The sequence below is a fragment of the Tenacibaculum sp. DPLXC6 genome (assembly GCF_056815515.1).
In genome coordinates, this window is sequence record NZ_CP141806.1 from 2,948,165 (window position 1) to 2,967,260 (window position 19,096).

Annotated in this window: 16 protein-coding genes; 2 read left to right on the forward strand and 14 right to left on the reverse strand. The window is 32.3% G+C overall.

The genetic code is table 11. The annotated features are described in order from the left end of the window. Window positions 1-130: 130 nt before the first annotated feature. From VCM48_RS13440 to VCM48_RS13460, 5 genes are all read right to left on the reverse strand, one after another. Entirely contained in the window at window positions 131-2,149 is a 2,019-nt protein-coding gene (locus VCM48_RS13440; RefSeq protein WP_482270836.1) for a hypothetical protein, read from the reverse strand. A 204-nt stretch (window positions 2,150-2,353) separates the two neighbouring features. After that, window positions 2,354-3,241 carry a helix-turn-helix domain-containing protein gene (locus tag VCM48_RS13445; RefSeq protein WP_482270837.1) on the reverse strand — a complete coding sequence of 296 codons (888 nt, stop codon included), beginning with the start codon at window positions 3,239-3,241 and terminating at the stop codon, window positions 2,354-2,356. Window positions 3,242-3,252: 11 nt separating this feature from the next. After that, window positions 3,253-3,675 carry a DUF1348 family protein gene (locus tag VCM48_RS13450; RefSeq protein WP_482270838.1) on the reverse strand — a complete coding sequence of 141 codons (423 nt, stop codon included), beginning with the start codon at window positions 3,673-3,675 and terminating at the stop codon, window positions 3,253-3,255. Between the two features lie 61 nt (window positions 3,676-3,736). Continuing rightward, the gene (locus VCM48_RS13455; RefSeq protein WP_415269222.1) at window positions 3,737-4,282 is read right to left on the reverse strand and encodes a carboxymuconolactone decarboxylase family protein; all 546 of its coding nucleotides are present in this window, start codon (window positions 4,280-4,282) and stop codon (window positions 3,737-3,739) included. A 209-nt stretch (window positions 4,283-4,491) separates the two neighbouring features. Beyond that, on the reverse strand, window positions 4,492-4,836 hold the full coding sequence (locus VCM48_RS13460) for a winged helix-turn-helix transcriptional regulator (RefSeq protein ID WP_121146088.1): 345 nt from the start codon (window positions 4,834-4,836) through the stop codon (window positions 4,492-4,494). A gap of 100 nt (window positions 4,837-4,936) precedes the next feature. Here VCM48_RS13460 and VCM48_RS13465 point away from each other — a divergent pair, with 100 nt between their 5' ends. Then, window positions 4,937-5,674, forward strand: coding sequence for an SDR family oxidoreductase (locus VCM48_RS13465; protein ID WP_482270839.1), 738 nt, complete (start codon window positions 4,937-4,939; stop codon window positions 5,672-5,674). Window positions 5,675-6,163: 489 nt separating this feature from the next. On the opposite strand, the gene VCM48_RS13470 is transcribed toward VCM48_RS13465, so the two are convergent. From VCM48_RS13470 to VCM48_RS13510, 9 genes are all read right to left on the reverse strand, one after another. Continuing rightward, the gene (locus VCM48_RS13470) at window positions 6,164-7,219 is read right to left on the reverse strand and encodes a sugar-transfer associated ATP-grasp domain-containing protein (RefSeq protein WP_482270840.1); all 1,056 of its coding nucleotides are present in this window, start codon (window positions 7,217-7,219) and stop codon (window positions 6,164-6,166) included. A gap of 205 nt (window positions 7,220-7,424) precedes the next feature. Then, window positions 7,425-8,084: a VOC family protein gene (locus VCM48_RS13475; protein WP_482270841.1), complete on the reverse strand. Its 660-nt coding sequence runs from the start codon at window positions 8,082-8,084 to the stop codon at window positions 7,425-7,427. A 41-nt stretch (window positions 8,085-8,125) separates the two neighbouring features. Then, a complete protein-coding gene (locus VCM48_RS13480; protein WP_274639227.1) occupies window positions 8,126-8,785 on the reverse strand; it encodes an SDR family NAD(P)-dependent oxidoreductase in 660 nt (219 codons plus the stop codon). Between the two features lie 120 nt (window positions 8,786-8,905). Further along, entirely contained in the window at window positions 8,906-9,586 is a 681-nt protein-coding gene (locus VCM48_RS13485) for an aspartate/glutamate racemase family protein (RefSeq protein WP_482270842.1), read from the reverse strand. A gap of 18 nt (window positions 9,587-9,604) precedes the next feature. Further along, window positions 9,605-10,414, reverse strand: a complete 810-nt coding sequence (locus VCM48_RS13490) for an META domain-containing protein (protein ID WP_482270843.1) — start codon at window positions 10,412-10,414, stop codon at window positions 9,605-9,607. 186 nt (window positions 10,415-10,600) lie between these two features. After that, window positions 10,601-11,683, reverse strand: coding sequence for a serine hydrolase domain-containing protein (locus VCM48_RS13495; RefSeq protein ID WP_482270844.1), 1,083 nt, complete (start codon window positions 11,681-11,683; stop codon window positions 10,601-10,603). A 127-nt stretch (window positions 11,684-11,810) separates the two neighbouring features. Beyond that, window positions 11,811-13,733 (reverse strand): CocE/NonD family hydrolase, encoded by a 1,923-nt coding sequence (locus VCM48_RS13500; protein ID WP_482270845.1) that lies wholly within the window; start codon window positions 13,731-13,733, stop codon window positions 11,811-11,813. 77 nt (window positions 13,734-13,810) lie between these two features. Beyond that, on the reverse strand, window positions 13,811-16,309 hold the full coding sequence (locus VCM48_RS13505) for a zinc-dependent metalloprotease (protein ID WP_482270846.1): 2,499 nt from the start codon (window positions 16,307-16,309) through the stop codon (window positions 13,811-13,813). 104 nt (window positions 16,310-16,413) lie between these two features. Then, window positions 16,414-16,971: a hypothetical protein gene (locus VCM48_RS13510; RefSeq protein ID WP_482270847.1), complete on the reverse strand. Its 558-nt coding sequence runs from the start codon at window positions 16,969-16,971 to the stop codon at window positions 16,414-16,416. A gap of 143 nt (window positions 16,972-17,114) precedes the next feature. On the opposite strand from VCM48_RS13510, the gene VCM48_RS13515 reads away from it, so the two are divergent. Beyond that, window positions 17,115-19,067, forward strand: a complete 1,953-nt coding sequence (locus VCM48_RS13515) for a YgiQ family radical SAM protein (protein ID WP_482270848.1) — start codon at window positions 17,115-17,117, stop codon at window positions 19,065-19,067. Window positions 19,068-19,096: the final 29 nt, after the last annotated feature.

Here is a 19,096-nt window from a genome sequence, read left to right on the forward strand (position 1 = left end):
ACATAAGTTGTTTATATACGTGCTATTTTATCCAAATATAAAGATAAAAGAGAAGAAGAATCTAAAAAAAGTGTTGAAGAAATACTAAATAAGCGTCTGTTTTAAAGACGCTTATTTAGTATTATAGGTTTTAAACAGCACTCACAGGACCAGCAAGTGGAGTTTGAGCAGGTTTGGCTATTCCGTAAACAACTACGACCCCAGAGCCACCACCCCAAGTAGAATAGGCAGGGTCAGGTTTTGCTTCCATTACCGTTTGAGGTAAGTTCCAGTTATTGGCACACCAAAGGTTTCCTGCTTGGTCAACAACTACATCGGTCAGCATTTGTATACTCCCCGAATGAATGGTGTGAATCACCTCTCCTGTAGTAAAATCTTCGGTACGTCCAGTTGGAGAAGCACCTGCCATAAACGATACACCTCTCCCCATAAAGTTGGCAACCCAAACATCATCATTTCCATCAATAGATACTCCCCAAGGTGCGTTTAGTTCCCCATCTCCGTAAGGTGTTAAATTAGATTTGTGGGTAATTTTATCAATCGTGTCTATAGGTGTAGCATCCGCAGGAATCATAAAAACGGAACCTGTTTTATGTTTGCGTCCCACTGTTTGTTGTAAATGCGGATATCCAAGTGCAAACCCTTCAATAATAGAAACACCGTCTGTAGTAGTGGTATGAGGAAAGTCTGGACTCGTATTACAGGCTACCCAACAATTTCCTTTGGAATCTAAAGCAACACCGCGTCCGCCACCTGCAAGAATAAAACGTTCTACAGGTCTGTTTTTTTCAGAAGGAGAATAACGAACCAACGATACACCATTGGTATTACTAATCCATACACGATTGTTAGTGTCTATGGAAGCCGCAAACGGAGCAGAAAGTGATTCATTGAGTTTTTCATTTATAACAACTCTACCTTTGGTAAGGTCTCCTTCAGGAAAATGTAGCATGATGTTAGATGAGGTTCCAACAATCCAAATATCACCATTCGGAGCTACTCCAATACCTTGCAAGCCTCCAATTTCATTTAAGGCTTCAGCTAAGTGTTCAGGGACTTTTTCAACGATTGGTGAACCGTCTTCTAGTTTATACACACCAATAGCTCCGTTAAAACTTGTTACCCAACAAGTGCCATCTTTGGTAACAGCTGTACCCCAACCTGCACCATCAACATTCATACCTGTGTAACCAGTTACAGGTGGAGATAGTAGTTTTCCTGTAGAGTCCAACTTTACAAGTCCGCCACCGATACCTTGGTATACACCATTTTGAGCTCCTGGCATCCAGTTTAGACCTGTCCATAAGTTTCCTTCTTTATCAAGAGAAAGTTTTCCTGGAGCGCAGATTCCCCCTTGACCAAAAGCTAAAATCATGGCGAAATCTTCTGGAGCAAAACTTAAATATGGTACAAAAGGAGCATTGCGTCGACTTGTAGGAACTTTGCTATTGGGTTTGGCAGGGAAACCATCTTCTGGTGATGGATAGGCTTTGTCAAAAAGATGAAATAAATCTGCTGGATACAGCCAAGGAGATTGGGCGACACCAATTATAGCTTCGGCAGTATTTTGTGGTTTTTTACCTCCTAATGGAGTTGTGTGCTTCAAGAAATTTTCCTTCCAATTGTATCCTTCAATCTCTACCGTTCCGTAGGCTGCGATTAATGCTGCTAATGTATTTAATCGCGCTAGTGTTTCGTTTTGTGTGATGTTAAAAGGATCCATTAAGACTTCTCCATAACTGCCTGTTACAGGATTGATAAGGTTAGGAGTGTTTTTAGCGGCAATTCTTATTCCATGTAGACTCCCAGTTAACTGAAGTCCGTTAAAAAATTGAGCACAGGTAAAAGCAGAGGCTACTGTAGTTAACTCATTTACAACAATGCCTTTTTTTGTAATGTCTTCTTCAAAATTAGGTGACAGTACAGAGAGTAGCACTACTTTAGAATTTTGTAGTTCGGCAGTGATGTAGAGAACAGTGTCTTTTGCTTTAGGAGTTGCTTTTATGGTGAATTTACCTTTTGCTTCAGATGAAATGATATGCTCACCAATTGCTTCTTTATTATTTGCCTCCCACAATTTTACAATTGCAGTAACATTATTAGATTGGTTAAACGATACATCTCCTTTAATAGTGGTTTGATTAGACATAGCTTTAGTTAGTTTTAATGTTGAAAAAATTGTTTTAGCGATTAAATTGTCAGTAGATTCTAACACGTGAGTTTAATAGCAAAACATTTTCAAATTACTAATAACTAATTTATATATGTACTATTGATGTTCTTATGTAGTAATATTAAGGAATAAAAGTGCTTTTTTAAAGTATAAAATAAAAGCTTAAGCAGTTTGATTCTTTTAACCAGCTGAAGCTTTATTAAAGCCAACGGTTTCTCTGTAAAGTTGTGGAGATATATCTACATTTTTTTTGAAAAACCTACTGAAATAGTATTGGTCATCATAGCCTAACTCATATGCAATTTCTTTGATAGTTTTATTGGTTAGGTATAACTCTCTTTTAGCTTCAATAATGATGCGTTCTGAGATTAAGTTGGTTAAAGTTTTGTTGAAGTGGGTTTTGGTGAGTTTTGTTAAAGCTTTTGGTGTAATTGCTAGCATTTTAGCATATTCATTAGCAGAATGTTTTGTTTTGTAATGTGTTTCAATGTAGTTTTTTAAATTCTGTAAAATGAAAGGAGGTTCTTCGGTATTATTTGTTGCTGTGTTTTCTTTGGTTTGTTGTGCCGTTTTTAGTCTTGAGGCTGTTATTAAAAATATTTTTAAATAGGAGATTAATAATTCATATTGGGCTAAAGCAGACTTTTTTATTTCGTCTTTGAACTGTTCTATTATCATTTCAAAATTAGCAGTAGTTTTTTCTTCAACTTGAACCATTGGTGAACTGTAAATATTATTAAATAGGACTCCATGACAAGCAACGTCTTTATGATGTTTGTGAATACAGAAAAAATCAGGATGAAAATGAATTATTACGCCACTGATATCTGTTTTAGGAGAAAGCATAAACGGTTGATAAGGTGAAAAAGACAACAACGTGTTCTCATTAAAATCGTATTCGGAAAAATCAGCTTTGAGTATTCCTTTACCCTTTTGTATCCAAATAAGCGAATAATAATTTAGTCTTTGAATATGATCAAAAGGATTTCCTTTTTCTAAATGATATATTTTAAATGCAAGATTACCCGTTTGCGAATTAATGAGGGTGAAGTTGTTGTTTTGCATCATGATAGAATGTTTTATATAAGTTTTCTTTCGTTTTCTGCAATTTTTAAATCGTTTATACTGGCATAGCGTTTTTGCATAAGTCCATTTTCATTAAACTCCCAAATTTCGTTACCGTATGCTCTGTACCATTGGTCGTTTTTATCTTGAAATTCATACTCGAATCTAACAGCCATTCTATTTCCTCTAAAACCCCAAAGCTCTTTTTTTAGTTTATAATGCTTTTCTTCTTCCCATTTTTTGGTTAAAAAGGTAACAATTTCTTCTCGTCCATTAATAAATTGTGTTCTGTTTCTCCATTCAGAATCTATGGTGTATGCTTTTGATACCTGTATTGGATCTTTGGAGTTCCATGCGTCTTCTGCTTTTTGTACTTTTTCAAGTGCAGATTCAAAAGTAAATGGTGGGAGCGGATATTTTTTTTCTTCTTTATTCATTTCTAAATAGGTTAAAGGTTGAAAATGAAGGAAATATGAAAATCATATTTCCTTATTTTATTTAAATAGTTTCAGCTAAAGGAAAATCTACAGGTACCTTAGTAAGGTTGTGTAAATAGTTCATAGCTGTCTTATCACTCACTTGTAGTATTAGATCTACAAGGTTTTCTTTAGTATACCCTTGAGCAAAGAAGTCTTCTACATTTTCATTTTTAGCTCTACCTCTGTTTTGAGTAATATCAGCCGCTAATTTTACCAATGCATTTAGTTTCGCGTTTTCACTTCCTCCTTTTCTGATATTTAATAATTGTTCATCATTAAATCCATTCATTTTCCCCAGTACTAAATGTGCACTTTGACAATAGATACACTCATTTACTTGACTTACAATAAGGTTTACAGCTTCTTTTTCTTTATTGGTTAAAGATGTTTTAGCATTTTGATAGTCTAAAAATCTTTTTAAACCATTGTTTGAATACCCTATGGTTGCATATAAGTTTGGTACAAAACCTAATGCGTTGTTTAAACTGTCAAATATCTCTTTATTGGTTTGAGATACTTCATTTCTTGTAGGAACGTTAAATCCTGTTGCAGTTATATTTTCCATTTTTTCTATTATTAAAATTGTATGTCAATATTGACGTTACAAAGTTGATGAAGAAAGCAATGGTTTAAAATGGATAATTATCGTTAATGAATGGATAATTTTCTTAACTAAGGCTTTTATTGTATAGAAGTTATTATAATGAATGTGTTTTTAACACAGAAAAATAAGAGCTGTGGTAGCTTGACTAATAGTATTTTAGTTTGTGAAGTTTATCTTAGGTTTTTATTACTCCACTCCATTATCATAGTTAAGTTTTCTTTTAAAGATTTTCCTTTTTTAGTTAGGCTGTATTCAACTTTAGGAGGGATTACAGGATATACTTTCCTATTTACTATGTTTAATTTTTCGAGGTCTTTTAATTGTTGAGATAACATTTTTTGACTAATACCATCAATAGCTTTATCTAGTTCGTTAAACCTCATTACTTCGTTTAAAAGTAAAAGCCAAATGATTACAGGTTTCCATTTTCCTCCAATTTGTTCCATAAATATGGTTATTGGACACTCTTTAGCTTGCTGATATTTTTTTTCAATTATTTTTTCTTCTGTTTTCATATAAAAATACATTTTTCCGACTTGCAGGTCAGTTACTTACCAAAAGGTAAGTACTTGTCAAATGTAAAGTTATTCGCCAATTTTGCAAAAAAAACATATGATGAATAATAAAATTATAGTAATTACAGGAGGAACATCAGGGATTGGTTTTGCTTGTGCAGAATACTTGTTAAATTTAAATTATAGAGTAATAATAACAGGAAGAACGAAAGAGAATTTAGATAAAGCTGTTGCTGAATTAGGAAATAATTCAGTAGGTATTTTATCAGACACATCTTCATTAGTTGAGATTGATAATTTAGTAGCTAAAGTTAAAAATGAGTTTGGAAAGATTGATGGATTGTTTGTAAACGCAGGTATTTTTAAAGCTTCTAGTTTTGAAGAAACTTCTGAACAACTATTTGATGAAACAATGAACATTAATTTTAAAGGAGCTTTTTTTACAGTTCAAAAATTTATTCCAATTCTTAAAAATCCTTCAAGTGTTGTTTTAAATACTTCTATTGTTGTTTTTAAATCTTTTTCTAATACAAGTGTATATACAGCTAGTAAAGCTGCTTTGGAAAGTATAGCAAGAGTTTTAAATATTGAACTTGCAGATAAAGGAATTAGAGTAAATGTTGTGAGCCCTGGTGTTACAGAGAGTCCAATTCAGAAAAAATCAGGGATGAGTGATGAGGCTATTGATAATCTTTTAGAACATTTTTCAAGTACTTCTCCTATTGGTAGAATTGTTCAGCCAACAGATATTGCTCCAATTGTTGAATTTCTACTTTCAGATAAATCACAAGTTTTAAGAAATGAGAAGATTATAGTTGATGGTGGAACGTCGCTTTAATTTTTAAATACCAATAATTGCTTATGCAAGAGGACATATACAAATGGGCTTTTAGCCTGTTTATATTGTTTATAGGTGATGTTTATGTTATTTAAATATACGTTACTCTCTTATCTTTAAAATTGTTTCGGTGCCTAAGTTGCTCAATTTAATGTTTGCCCAACTAGCTTTAGAAGGGGGGTAGGATACCCGTTTCTGTTAGTTTTAACGATGATTAATAATCCGTTGTCATCGCCAATAGCTGTGAATGTTTCACTATTATGATTTTTTCAAATGAATGTTACTACTCTCTTATAGCTATCAGTAAAAAGATTAAAGCTACTATTTTAGTGTAGTAGTATTAGAGTATAATTATGAGTGGATTCGAATAGATAAGAACCCACTGGTAATTCCAGTTATACAAAGAAATCACGCAAGGGTTAATATGTTTTGCTTTATATTCGTTTGTCACGTTGAACTATTGGTATTGTTATGAATAGGTTTATTATTCTAGTTTTTCTTCCATAATTTATCCCACCCTAAATTTGAAAAACAAGGACCTTGTGTAGCTTCTGAAAACTTAATATCGTTATGTGATCCATTCCATTCCATAATTTGTATTTCATTATTAGTATCTATTATCATATCCCAGCCAATACAAATTGCAAATGGAACCATTTTATGAAACTTAACTGCAGTTGAAAGAAATTTATCAAAGTGAGGTATCTTTTTGTCTTTAAAAATAAATTTGGTATCAGGATGCTCATTTATTTTAAGCCATTTTGTTGAATAACCATATTCGTCTAATTCTCCGGTGATTAGATTTATAGGAATTCTAATATGGGAACTAGATTTAACGTGTGTATCAAAATTTCTACCTACTCGTAAATAGCAAGCATTTATTGAAACCTCACCACGATTATTGATTACACTAGTAATTCTTACAGTGGCCACAGAATTAGGAGATATTTCTCGGAAAAAAGGATGTTGATTTATATATCTTTGCAATACACCATTACCTAGGGACTCTAAATATTCAATAGTTAAGTCCTCTTTTTTTAGAAAATGTACTCCTTTACCTTGACTAGAGTTGTCCGTTTTAAACAATAACATTGAATCTTCATTACTAATAATATTTAAAGCTTCAGTTTTAGATAGAACATCATACCTGGTAGATAACCAAAGTCCATTTGAAAAATAAACTATATTGGGGAAATTGGAACAGTTAAAAAATTTATTTGTTAGAGAATTATAATCTGCAATTTTACCATAATTCCCTTTAAGTTTGGGTACTAATACTCTGCCATAATAATTATCAGGTATCCAGCCTTCCACAAATTCTCCCTTTATAGCACTGTAAACATATAGCCAAGGGGCAAATTTTTTTGAACCTAGTACATCTTTGGCATATTTATCTGCTAACTCAATTATTTTACTATCGGTTTTACCCTTAACAGATTCAATGTCTTTTAAAATCTTTAAGGCTTGTCTTTTATGTCGAGAATGGTATGATCGATCGCTTAAATCTTTTTTAATTTTCTTGATTTTCTTTGTTGTTCTTTTCATTAGACTAACATTTTTTTTGTTTTTTGCTCGGCTCTGTATTGTGTAATCAATTTACCTATAACTTATTTATATAAATGTTTTTAGTGTTTTTATACTAACGATATGGAAGTATAAGAACACTTTTTTATCCAAATATAAAAATAAAAAGAGTACAAGAATCCTATAAATAATGCTTTTAAGAGGTTTTTTAATATTTAAACGAACTTTACTCTCTTATCTTTAAAATTGTTTCGGTGCCTGAGTAGCTCAATTTAATGTTTGCCCAACTAGCTTTAGAAGGGGTTTGTGTAGGATACCAGTTTCTGTTAGTTTTAACGATGATTAATAATCCGTTGTCATCGCCAATAGCTGTAAATGTTTCACTATTATGATTTTTTTCGAATATATGTAGTCCATAGGTGTCAATTAAATATTTTCCATAAACATCAGGTTGGTCTTTAACAATTCCAAACTCACTTATATTTAAGATTTGATTGCTATTGAACTGCGTTGTAGTAGCATTATCCAAATCGTGTCTAGCAATAAACTCTAATATATTTCCAACGGCATCAAAAAAATATACTGAATAGGCGTTCCAATTCTCGAAGTTGGTAATGAATTCCTCATTTTCTTTTTTTATAAATTCAAACTTGTTTGTTGACCAGTTTATAGCTTCTTGCAATTTGTTTTTGGGGATGTTAAAAGCTAAATGATATGCGGGTAAGTTTTTTTCAGAGTCTTCTATGAATTTTAAATAGGATTTACCAGCTTTGACACATATCGATTTGCTATCAATCTGTGTAGTTGGAAGCTCCATGATATTTTTATAAAAAGCTTTAACAGGTTTTATATCAGATGTTTTAATTTCAATCTCGTTTAGTGTCATCTTGGTAGCTTTTAAATTTTGAATTAACTTTAATTAGTGTTTTACCATTCTCTGATATTTCCTTGATGCCAAAAATATCCACTCTTAGAATTGTTAGTTATTAAATTTCTAACATCTGTTGCAACATCATTAGGTTTTCTAGAAGCTTCATTTCCTCCCATATCGGTTTGTGTCCATCCAGGGTCAAGAGCAGAAACAATTATCTGTTGTTTTTCGAGTCTTTTAGCTAATAGCTTTGTGTACATATTCAAAGCAGCTTTTGACATTTTATAATGAGGTTGAAATTCATCAAAATTCTTTTCGCTAAAAGAACCCCAGTCAGATGTAATATTAACTATTTGTCCATCTTTTTTAAAGTTAGGAATTAATTTTTCGGTTATTTCAATTGTTCCAAATAAATTTACATTAAACGTTTGTTTTAATTGTTCAATGTTTATGGATGCATCGTTCCAGTTTTCTAATAAGATACCAGCATTGTTAATAAGAAAGTCAATCTTGGTGTTTTCAATTTTTTTTATAAAATTATCTATGGAATCACTTTTTGAAAGATTTAGCTGATAGGCTTCAAAATTTGACTTTGTAATAGGAGAAGTTCCTGAAGTAGAGGTTCCAATAATTTTATAGTTGAGGTTTTCAGTTAATAGGTTAGCAATAGCAAATCCAATTCCTCTACTGCACCCAGTTATTATTCCAGTTTTCATTATCGGTTAGATTTATAAAGTGTTAGTGTATCAAACCTATTGAAAATTATGCCTATTAGGGAGGTAATAGCATAGTTATTTTATTGTCTTTTATAGCTTTTTCTTATAATGATTAGTAAGCTATGTTAAAGCAAAATCAATAATATTTTTAACGTGTATTTTGGTGGTGTCAAATACAGGAAATTCAAAATAGTTTTGTTCAATTAACATAGGGATTTCAGTGCAACCTAAAATAATTCCTTCTGCTCCTTGTTCTATTAAATCATTTGCGTATCGTCTAAATTTTAGCTTAGACTGGCTGGTTACAATTCCTTTCCCAAGCTCATTTTTTACAATATGCTGTATTTCTTCGATGTCTTTTTTTTCAGATGGAATAATGGTTTCAATATTGTTTTCTTTTAGTTTGTTTTTATAGAAGTCCATTTCCATTGTGAACTTTGTTCCTAATAACCCTACTTTACTCAGCTTTTCTTTTTTTATTTCTTTAGCAGTTGCTTCTGCAATATGGATAATTGGAATATTAATTTTTGATTGAATTTCATCAGCAAATAAATGTGCTGTATTTGCGCCTAAAACTATAGCATCTACATTACTAGATGCTAAGTTTGTACAGGCATTATAAATTAGATCAAAAGAGTTTGTCCACCCTTTGTTTTGAACATCTGAAAAGTTTAGTGAGTAAATTAAACATTCGGCAGAACTTAAGCCACCTAACCTTTGGTTGATTCCCTCATTTATGTATTTGTAATAATCTAAGGTTGAGGTCCAACTAATACCTCCTACTAATCCTATCTTTTTCATTTTTTATAGTTTAATTAGTTAGTCTACTTTTTTGAATACTAATAAGGTTTTATCAGGATTTAAAAGCGTTAGTCGGTTGTTTGCTATTTTATAAGAAATGGTACTTGCTAGGGCTTTAGTAAATTCTTGTTCTTTTTCACCTCCTTTAAGGCATAACATTTCTGTTGAGGCAATATTGGTAAATCGAATTCTTTCTCTTTCAGAAAAAAGTTTACCTGTAACTCTGTTACACCCTGAAGTTCCCATAAAGGTGTTTTTAGTAGTGTTTATTTCTATATATGGTAATTCTTTTCCGAAATCTTCTTTACTAACTTTTACGCCATTCAATTCTTCTAATGCCCAGATATCGTGCAATCGATAGTTAGTGATGTATTGCCCACACCCTTCTAAGGTAGTGTAATCAGTATCTTTTCTTTTTTTATAGTTAATAGTTACCGAGTAAGGGAATGATTTACCAGACATAGCATTGATACATTCCATTTGATTAATTTGAATACGAACCTCAGCTAATTCAGTTTGTAAATTATACATTTTTACATTACTGTCTTGAGCATAGATAGGTTCTGTATGCGGTGTAAGAATAGAGTCTGAATCATGAAGTGTTTTTAGCTTAATCATGTTATCAGAAATGGTTAAGTTCCAAAAAGGTTCAACTCCATGTGCTTTGAAATAAGCATCAGTAATTGTTTTTTTCGAAGTTACAGTTGATATTTTTTGAACAGAATCAGTAGTAACTGTTTTGTTTATAGGAGTTTTTTTATCTTTTTTATTAGAACATGCTGAAATTGCTATGCAGGCACTAAGAAGTATAGGTATAAGGTTTTTCATAAGTAAGCTTGTTTTATAGTATGTTAAATATAGGGGAATATTTTAATATTTGTAATTGGTAAATATTGATGTTTTTAGTGTTTTTGTGTTGTTGTTCAGTTGTTTATGTGTTAGTTGAGTGAGAGGTTTATTTGCTTTATAGTCTATATATTTTAAAATAGATGTATAGATTGTAAAAAGGTTGCGTTACTCTATAACTTTATCAATTATTTTGTTAGAAAGCTCGTTTAAATCACCTTGAGATTGATTATTAATACTATTTGTTACTAAAAAAATGCCAACTTTCTGGTTAGGGTAAAGAGCAGCCCAAGAAGAATGACCAAAAGTTCCGCCATTATGATAAAGCATTTTTTTGTGGCTATCATAATTATAAGTATTCCAAGCATAGGCTCTACCATGTTGGTTGTTACCAGCTAACTTATTCATGGCTTGTTTTATAACTGGGTCATTACTTTCTAAATACATTTTAAGGTAGTTTTGTATTGAGCTTGTAGAGGAAACCAAACTTCCTGCATGCTTGTAAAAACTGTTTATTAAAGGCATAGGTTGTTGTTCATTATTCATACCTTTTAAAACAGGAAGCTTGTTGTTTGTGTTATAGCTTGTTTGTTGTTCTTTTGAACGAGAGAAAACGTATTTTTCTAATAGTTCTTGAAAAGATAACTGATAAACGTTTTCTAATATATATCCAACAAGTTGTACTCCGGCATTTGAATAGTTATAATCTTTTCCGGTTGCGTGAGTTAGTTTTATGTTTTTTAATTTGGTAAAGAAATCTTCTTTGGTAAAAGACTCAAAACATTTAATTTGTTCTTCTACAGGAGCATTGTTGTCTGTACAATTAATGTTGAGAGGAAGTCCAGAAGTATGAGTTATTAAATGACGTAAGGTTATAGGAGCATTATTGTGTAGTTTTAAGTTAGGGTAACTGTCATGTAGATATGTTTGTATGTTATTTTCAAGATTAACTTTTTTATCATAAACAGCTTGAGAAAGTAATAACCCTGTATAGGTTTTGGTTAAAGACCCTATTTCATATAGGGTTTCATTGGTTGCTTTACTTTTATCAATTAACTCACCGAAGTGAAATTGATGTGATACTCCATTTATGTATAGAACACAAGATAAAGAGGTATATGGAGGTTTTAAAAAATTATTCACCTCTTTGTTTACAATGTTGTTTATTTCTTCTGTAGTTAAAGGCTTAGTCTTTTTTGAATTACAACTATTAAAAAGAATGAAAATTGTTAGAATTATTATTTTTTTCATTTTGAGCTTAGAGGTTTGTTATTAGAGGTAGTAGAATTAAATTTTAAGACAGAAATAGCTAAAAGAGCATAAAAAAACTCACAATACTCTTAGGTATTGTAAGTTTTTAAATAGAAAAAGTTTGCTATTATTTTAAGACTGTAAACTCTATACTAGAGTCAGTAAATACAGAATGTGTTTGTGTTTTAAAGTCTTTTTCATCTGCTTTGTAAATATTGTCTACATAGGTTTGAGGATTCAAGTCAATTAAAGGAAACCAAGTGCTTTGCACTTGTATTTGTACTTTGTGTCCCTTTTTAAACGTATGGAAAACATCTTGTAGTTTAATATTTACAGCTGTTTTATTATTTGGAGTAAATGGTTCTGGACTTGAAAAACTGTTTCTAAAACGTCCACGCATTACTTCACTACGTACCATTAAATGATAGTTGCTCAATTTTAAATGTGGTTGCATTTCTTTGTTGTCATTTTTTAGATCAGCAGGATGCACATCAACAACTTTAACAATCCAATCGGCAGCAGAACCAGTGGTAGCTACTTGTAGTTTTGCTAAAATATCACCCGCAAGTGTAAAGTCTTCGGTTAATACATCTGTTTCATATACCAAAACATCAGGTCTACGTGCAGCAAAACGCTGATCGTCTGTCATATATTTACGTGGAGTGAATACCGTTTTTATGTCTTCTGAATAAGGTACAGGTCGCTTAATGTCACTAATAAAACTAACCTTGTTATTTCCTTTTTGAGTTGCTGTTAATTCTTGGTTTTCTGAAAGGAAAAATGTTTGTTTTTGAGCATTTTTTGGTGGCCATGCATCGTAAGATTTCCACGTTTTTTTACCTGTATCAAAAACATAGGCTTCTGGTAATCCTGAGTTTTTAGAACCATCACCTTTTAAGAAATGATTGAAGAATTTTGTTTCTACCTCTTTTTGAAATTTTAAAGAGATTGAATCTCCAAAGTAATAGTTACCAACTTTGTTAGCTACTTTATTTCTAGACCATCCGCCATGATCCCAAGGTCCGAAAACGATTGTATTATAGTTGTTTGGTTGATTTTTTTCAATGTTTTTGTAGGTTTCTAATGGACCATACAAGTCTTCAGCATCAAATTCACCTCCAACAATCATCGTGGCTACAGTAGAAGGGACTTTATCTAAATGTTGAATGATTCCTTTACTTTGCCATACTGAGTCGTAATTAGGGTGCTCTACAATTTCTTTCCAAAAGAAATCATCAATACGCTCTTTATTTTCAACAACTTTGGTATCTAACTTATCGTACTGAAAATATTCGTTTAAGTTTTTAAGAGGTCCTTTATCTAAGAAAAACTGATATTGGTCTTGAGTTTTCATATCAGGAAATGAGTACCAAGCAGAATCGGTAGGTTGATCTTTGTATGTACCAAATAAAGAAATGGCTTTAAAGTAGCTCAATAAGAAAGCTCCGTTATGGTGGAAATCATCAAAAAAGAAATCTCCAATACAAGCTTGTGGTGAAGCAGCTTTTAAAGCTGGATGCGCATCAATGGTTGAAACAGTAGCGTAGTGACCAGGATATGAAATTCCCCATGTACCTACCTTACCATTATTGTTTGCTACGTTATTAACTAACCAATCAATAGTGTCATAGGTATCTGTAGTTTCATCGGTTTGTTTTTCTGTTTTATTTGGAATGTATGCACGCATGTTGTCGTATACTCCTTCACTCATCCAACGTCCGCGAACATCTTGATATACGATAATGTTACCCTCTTTCATTAAAACTGGGTTTGGACCAATTTTTTTTCTGAATTTATCTTCTCCATAAGGTTGACAACTATACGGAGTACGTTGTAACAAAATAGGGTAGGTTTTACTAGTGTCTTTTGGTGAGTAGATAGTGGCATGAAGTTTTACGCCATCTCTCATTGTAATTTTTACCTCTTTTTTAGTGTAATGGTCTTTTACGTAAGTGTTTTCTGTCTTTTCAGCTTTCTTTGCTGTTGTTTTTTTTGTGCAGCTAGCAAATGAGATTGCTAGTATAAATAATAGAAGTAAGTTTTTTTTCATTATAGTTTTTTAGTAGATGGAAGGTAAATGTAAAAAAAATAACAGCAACCTATTAGATTGCTGTTATTTAAGAAAAATTATTTATTTGGATTTAGAATAGTGTCTATTCTATCTACCGCATCTTGTAAGTGGTAACGAGTTATGGTGTTACGAGCAGAAGGAATACTTCTTTTAATATCTCTTTGTAAACGTTTTAATTCTCCTCTTACTACAGGTTTAATATCTGATTGATTAATAGTAACGGCTGTTTGCTTAAAGTAACCTCTGTCGCTTTTAGCAGCTTTTTGATCTTTCGCTTTATTTAGTAAAAAGTCTAATCTGTCTAAATGTGCACGTTGTAGGTTTCTACGATACGGATCTATAGTTTTGTTAGCATATACTTCACTCCAAATACCTTTGCGTAAATCTCCCATCATTTGAAGAAGTGTGTAAGCTTTATTACCATTCAGTGTTTCGTTTTCAATCATACGTGTTAATCTTCCAGTTTTTAAAACTCTATTTAACGTTCGTACTTGTAAACCTCTAATACGCTCAATAACACCTGAGTGTTGTGTTTTACTAATAATATTTTCGTCAATTAACCAATTTGGAGTTTTAAATAACTCATCATTTACAAATTGTAACGCTCTTTTTTGGTGTTCTTTTGGAACGTGAATGTATACAGCACCATCTTGATCGGCAGTTTTAAAGTATTCATATACACCACCAATATTAGAACTTACGTGTCCCATGTATCTGTTAAACTGTCCAACTACTTGTCCGTACATAGTTTTAAGTTCTTCGTAGGTTTCACCATCTTCGGTAGTCCACTCTTCTAAACGAGGTAAAATACGTTGTAGGTTTTTAATACCATAAGCACTCGCTTTCATAGCGTCATCTCCTAAGTCTTCTGTTTGTGAACTAGGATCAATAATGTTACGAACTTGTTGGTGTCCGAATCTGTAAACAGGATTTCCAGCTTTGTCTTTAATCCACTTATTTAATACAGATTTTTCTTCCTTAGCAGATTTATATAAGATTGGTCTGTACCCCCAATTGATAGCATACTTGTCGTAAGGACCAATATTAGGCATTAATGCCACACCTTTGTCTTCTGGTTGTGCTACGTAGTTAAAACGAGCATAATCCATAATTGAAGGAGCAGTTCCATTTTTCTTAGTGAATTCAGCTGAACGTAAAGAGTCTACAGGATAAGCAACTGAGCTTCCCATGTTATGAGGGAGTCCTAGTGTATGTCCAACTTCGTGAGAAGAAACGAAACGAATAAGACGTCCCATAATTTCATCTTTAAACTTATTTGTTCTTGCTTCTGGATTAATAGCTGCTGTTTGTACAAAATACCAGTTGTGTAATAAGGTCATTACATTGTGGTACCAGTTAATGTCTGATTCTAAAATTTCTCCAGAACGAGGATCACTAACGTGAGGTCCGTTTGCATTTGGAATTGGAGATGCTAAATAGCGAACTACAGAATAACGTACATCTTCAGGACTCCAATCTGGGTTTTCTTCTTTACTAGGTGCATCTTTAGCTATAATTGCATTTTTAAATCCAGCAGCCTCAAAAGCAACTTGCCAATCTTCAATACCTTGTTTAATATATTTACGCCACTTTTTTGGTGTAGCTCTGTCAATGTAGTATACAATTTGTTTCTTAGGTTCTACTAATTCACCTCTTTTAAATTTTTCAAGGTCTTCATCTTTTACTTCTAAACGCCATCTGTCTAAGTAGGTAACTGATTTACTTTTCTGAGCATCTAAACCATAATCTGTTTGAGAACTAGTAAACCACCCAACACGCTCATCAAAATAACGTCTTTTCATAGGGGTTTTAGGAAGTAAAATCATAGAGTTACTTAACTCCATAGTTACAGAACCTACACTTGAATTTGAAGGCGGATTTCCTGCAATGTATGTTTTAACGTTTCTAACTTCTATGTTTTGAGGATAACTACTAATTCTATCTATATAAGACCTGCTTTTATCCATTTTAGAAATCTTATAGCGTTTTCTACTTCTTTGAGGGAAAGCAATTGCTTTTACATCACCTTCAAAAAGTGGACTAGCATCAATTACAGTAGCTGTTGAGTCTTTGCTAAATGCTTTGATTGGAAAAGCATATAAGATAGGTTCAAAATTAGAGTTTACAACGGCTTCGTGTACTGGTAAAATAGTGTCTGCTACAACATTGTGAGAAACTACTTTTAGTAAAATTTGTTTCTTGTTTTTTACCCAACGTAACACTTGTGTATTTTGTTTTCCACCTCCAAAACCAATTCCGCTAGCTGTTTTGGCTATTCTGGTAACCATTAGCATTTCTCGGTTTAGAAGAGAATCTGGAATTTCAAATAAATATTTAGAGTCTTTTGAGTGAACTTTAAACAAACCTTCGTCTGTTTTGTGTTTTTTGGTAACAACTTTTTCGTAAGGTTGTATACCGCCCTTTTTAGGTTTGTCTTTTTTAGTGGTAGTCTCTTTTTTTGCGTTTTTTTTCTTCTTTCGTTGTGCTTCTGCATTCAAAGAAACTCCTAAAGCAAGAAATACCATTAAAATAGTTGAAAGTATTTTTTTAGTCATTGTAAAAATTAATTGAATAAATAAGGGCGGAAATTAGTAAAACTACTTTCGGTATTATCTTAATTAATTGTTAAAGGGAAGTTAAACTAAATGGTGTGAGTAGTTTATACTTCATAATTCATATTAGGTGATAACTTAGTCGTTTTTTTACGCTCTATTTTTTTTCTTACTTTTTTTAACCCCTTGTTTACAACATCTTTCATTTTCTGTAATTGTTCATTTAGAGTTTCTTGAGTAAAAGTTTTAGGTTCTTTTTTTTCTAAAAGCTTATTAATTCTTTTAACTTGATTCTTTTTGTTGAAATCAACTAGTTTAAATTTCGCACCTGCAGAAAAAGCTCCCATTACAGCATTAGTTTCAACTAAATAAACTTTGTCAGCTTCTAAATTAGCTTCTAACACATCAATGTTTTCAGCTTTAATCCAAAATACTTTTTCTCCTGGATCACATTCATAACGTAAATAGTTAACACCATTAAATCTTCCTAGATAATCTTCTTTATCAAAATACCTAATGTTCATTAAAGCTCCTAAACCAGTCGTTCTTAGAAAGTAAATTACAGACTTTCCTTTAGCAGGAGGGATAATTTTTTCAGTTTGTATTTGAGAAAAGGCTTGAAGTGATAAAAATAATAGTAATAGAAAAGTAATGTTTTTTTTCATTTTGGGTTTTTATTTAAATTAATTAGGGAATAAATCTAGTTAAAAATTATGAGTTTATTTTTCTTGTTAGTTGTGTTTATAATGTAGTTTTCAGTTTTTTACTGTATTGTAGTGTAAATAAAACCCCGTACCTTTGCAGCGGCATGAGAATAAGACGACTTTCAGATTGGTTACCGACTACAAAAAAGGAGGTGAAGTTAAGAGGATGGGATGAATTAGATGTAATCCTATTCAGTGGAGATGCATACGTAGATCATCCATCATTTGGTCCTGCAGTAATTGGGCGTATTTTAGAGAGTTATGGCTTGCGTGTGGCAATTGTTCCGCAACCAAGTGTACATGACAATTTGCAAGATTTTGAGAAGTTAGGAACTCCAAGGTTATTCTTTGCAGTAACAGGTGGTTGTATGGATCCGATGGTAAGTAATTACACGGCTAGTAAACGTCGTCGTGATAAAGATGCCTACACTCCTAATGGAGATAAAGGGTTCAGACCTGATTATGCAACTTCAGTATATTCTAAAATTTTAAAAGAAAAGTTTCCAGAAGTTCCTGTGTTAATTGGAGGAATAGAAGCTTCGCTACGTCGTGTTACACATTACGATTACTGGTCTGATAAATTATTACCAACGATTTTAGAAACTTCTAAAGCCGATATGTTGGTATATGGAATGGGTGAGCAGCCACTAAGAGAAATTGTGGAGTTGTTGCAAAAAGGAGTGCCATTTTCGAGTTTAAAAACTATTAAGCAGACTGCTGTTTTATTAGAAGAAGATGAGAAAACTCCGAAAAATAAGAACTGGGACGATGTAGAAATTAGTTCGCATGAAGTTTGTTTGAAAGATAAGAAAGCTTATGCTTCTAACTTTAAAGTGATAGAGCAGGAGTCGAACAAATTATATGCACGTCGTATTTTTCAAAAGGTAGGGAATAAAAAGCTGATGATTAATCCGCCGTTTCCAACAATGACAGAGGAAGAAATTGATGCTTCATTCGATTTACCTTTTACACGATTACCACATCCAAAGTATAATAAACGTGGACCAATACCCGCGTTTGAAATGATTAAGTTTTCTATTAATATTCACCGTGGATGTTTTGGAGGGTGTAGTTTTTGTACTATTTCAGCGCACCAAGGAAAATTTATTGCGAGTAGAAGTCAAGAGTCTGTTTTAAAGGAAGTGGATCAAGTTGCCCAAATGGATGACTTTAAAGGGTACTTATCTGATATTGGAGGACCATCGGCGAATATGTACAAAATGAAAGGTAAAGTACAATCGATTTGTGACAAATGTGTTGCTCCGTCTTGTATTTCACCCGTAATTTGTAGTAATTTAGATACCTCACATAAACCATTAACTGAGTTATATCAAGCTGTTGATGCACATCCGAAGGTGAAAAAATCATTTATTGGTAGTGGAATTCGACACGATATGTTAGTGCCTGAATTCAATAAAAATGCTGATCCAAAAGAGTTAGATGCATATACTGAAGAGGTAATGACTAAACACGTTTCAGGTAGACTTAAAGTTGCTCCTGAGCATACATCTGATCCAGTATTAAAGTTAATGCGTAAGCCTTCGTTTAAGTATTTTCACTTATTTAAAGATAGGTTCGATCGTATTAATATTAAAAAGAAATTAAAACTTCAGTTAATACCTTACTTTATATCTAGTCATCCTGCTTGTGAGGCGGAAGATATGGCAAATTTAGCTGCTGAGACCAAAGATATGGGCTTCCAGTTAGAGCAAGTACAAGGGTTTACACCAACACCGATGACGGTTGCTACGGTAATTTATTACAGTGGATACCATCCTTATACTTTAAAAGAAGTAAAAACTCCGAAAACTAAAAAGGAGAAGGAAGATCAACATAAATTTTTCTTTTGGTATAAAAAGGAAAACAAAAAGTGGATTAAAGATACATTGAACAAAGTTGGTCGTACTGATTTATTGAAAAAATTACTTCCAGAAGACACTTCTTGGAGAAAAAATAAAGCAGGAAAAACTAAAAATACATTTGATGATACTGTAACGTATAAACCATCAAAACCTTCTAGAAGAAAGAATAAAGGTTTTAAAAAGAAGAGACGATAAAATAAAAAATCCGCTATTAAGCGGATTTT

Excerpts from the sequence above, each read along its gene's own strand:
- VCM48_RS13495 (WP_482270844.1), bottom strand. The coding sequence starts at position 11,683 with ATGAAAAAAATAATAATTCTAACAATTTTCATTCTTTTTAATAGTTGT.
- VCM48_RS13475 (WP_482270841.1), bottom strand. The coding sequence starts at position 8,084 with ATGACACTAAACGAGATTGAAATTAAAACATCTGATATAAAACCTGTT.
- VCM48_RS13460 (WP_121146088.1), bottom strand. The coding sequence starts at position 4,836 with ATGAAAACAGAAGAAAAAATAATTGAAAAAAAATATCAGCAAGCTAAA.
- VCM48_RS13440 (WP_482270836.1), bottom strand. The coding sequence starts at position 2,149 with ATGTCTAATCAAACCACTATTAAAGGAGATGTATCGTTTAACCAATCT.
- VCM48_RS13505 (WP_482270846.1), bottom strand. The coding sequence starts at position 16,309 with ATGACTAAAAAAATACTTTCAACTATTTTAATGGTATTTCTTGCTTTA.
- VCM48_RS13445 (WP_482270837.1), bottom strand. The coding sequence starts at position 3,241 with ATGATGCAAAACAACAACTTCACCCTCATTAATTCGCAAACGGGTAAT.
- VCM48_RS13515 (WP_482270848.1), top strand. The coding sequence starts at position 17,115 with ATGAGAATAAGACGACTTTCAGATTGGTTACCGACTACAAAAAAGGAG.
- VCM48_RS13450 (WP_482270838.1), bottom strand. The coding sequence starts at position 3,675 with ATGAATAAAGAAGAAAAAAAATATCCGCTCCCACCATTTACTTTTGAA.
- VCM48_RS13470 (WP_482270840.1), bottom strand. The coding sequence starts at position 7,219 with ATGAAAAGAACAACAAAGAAAATCAAGAAAATTAAAAAAGATTTAAGC.
- VCM48_RS13455 (WP_415269222.1), bottom strand. The coding sequence starts at position 4,282 with ATGGAAAATATAACTGCAACAGGATTTAACGTTCCTACAAGAAATGAA.
- VCM48_RS13480 (WP_274639227.1), bottom strand. The coding sequence starts at position 8,785 with ATGAAAACTGGAATAATAACTGGGTGCAGTAGAGGAATTGGATTTGCT.
- VCM48_RS13465 (WP_482270839.1), top strand. The coding sequence starts at position 4,937 with ATGAATAATAAAATTATAGTAATTACAGGAGGAACATCAGGGATTGGT.
- VCM48_RS13490 (WP_482270843.1), bottom strand. The coding sequence starts at position 10,414 with ATGAAAAACCTTATACCTATACTTCTTAGTGCCTGCATAGCAATTTCA.
- VCM48_RS13500 (WP_482270845.1), bottom strand. The coding sequence starts at position 13,733 with ATGAAAAAAAACTTACTTCTATTATTTATACTAGCAATCTCATTTGCT.
- VCM48_RS13485 (WP_482270842.1), bottom strand. The coding sequence starts at position 9,586 with ATGAAAAAGATAGGATTAGTAGGAGGTATTAGTTGGACCTCAACCTTA.
- VCM48_RS13510 (WP_482270847.1), bottom strand. The coding sequence starts at position 16,971 with ATGAAAAAAAACATTACTTTTCTATTACTATTATTTTTATCACTTCAA.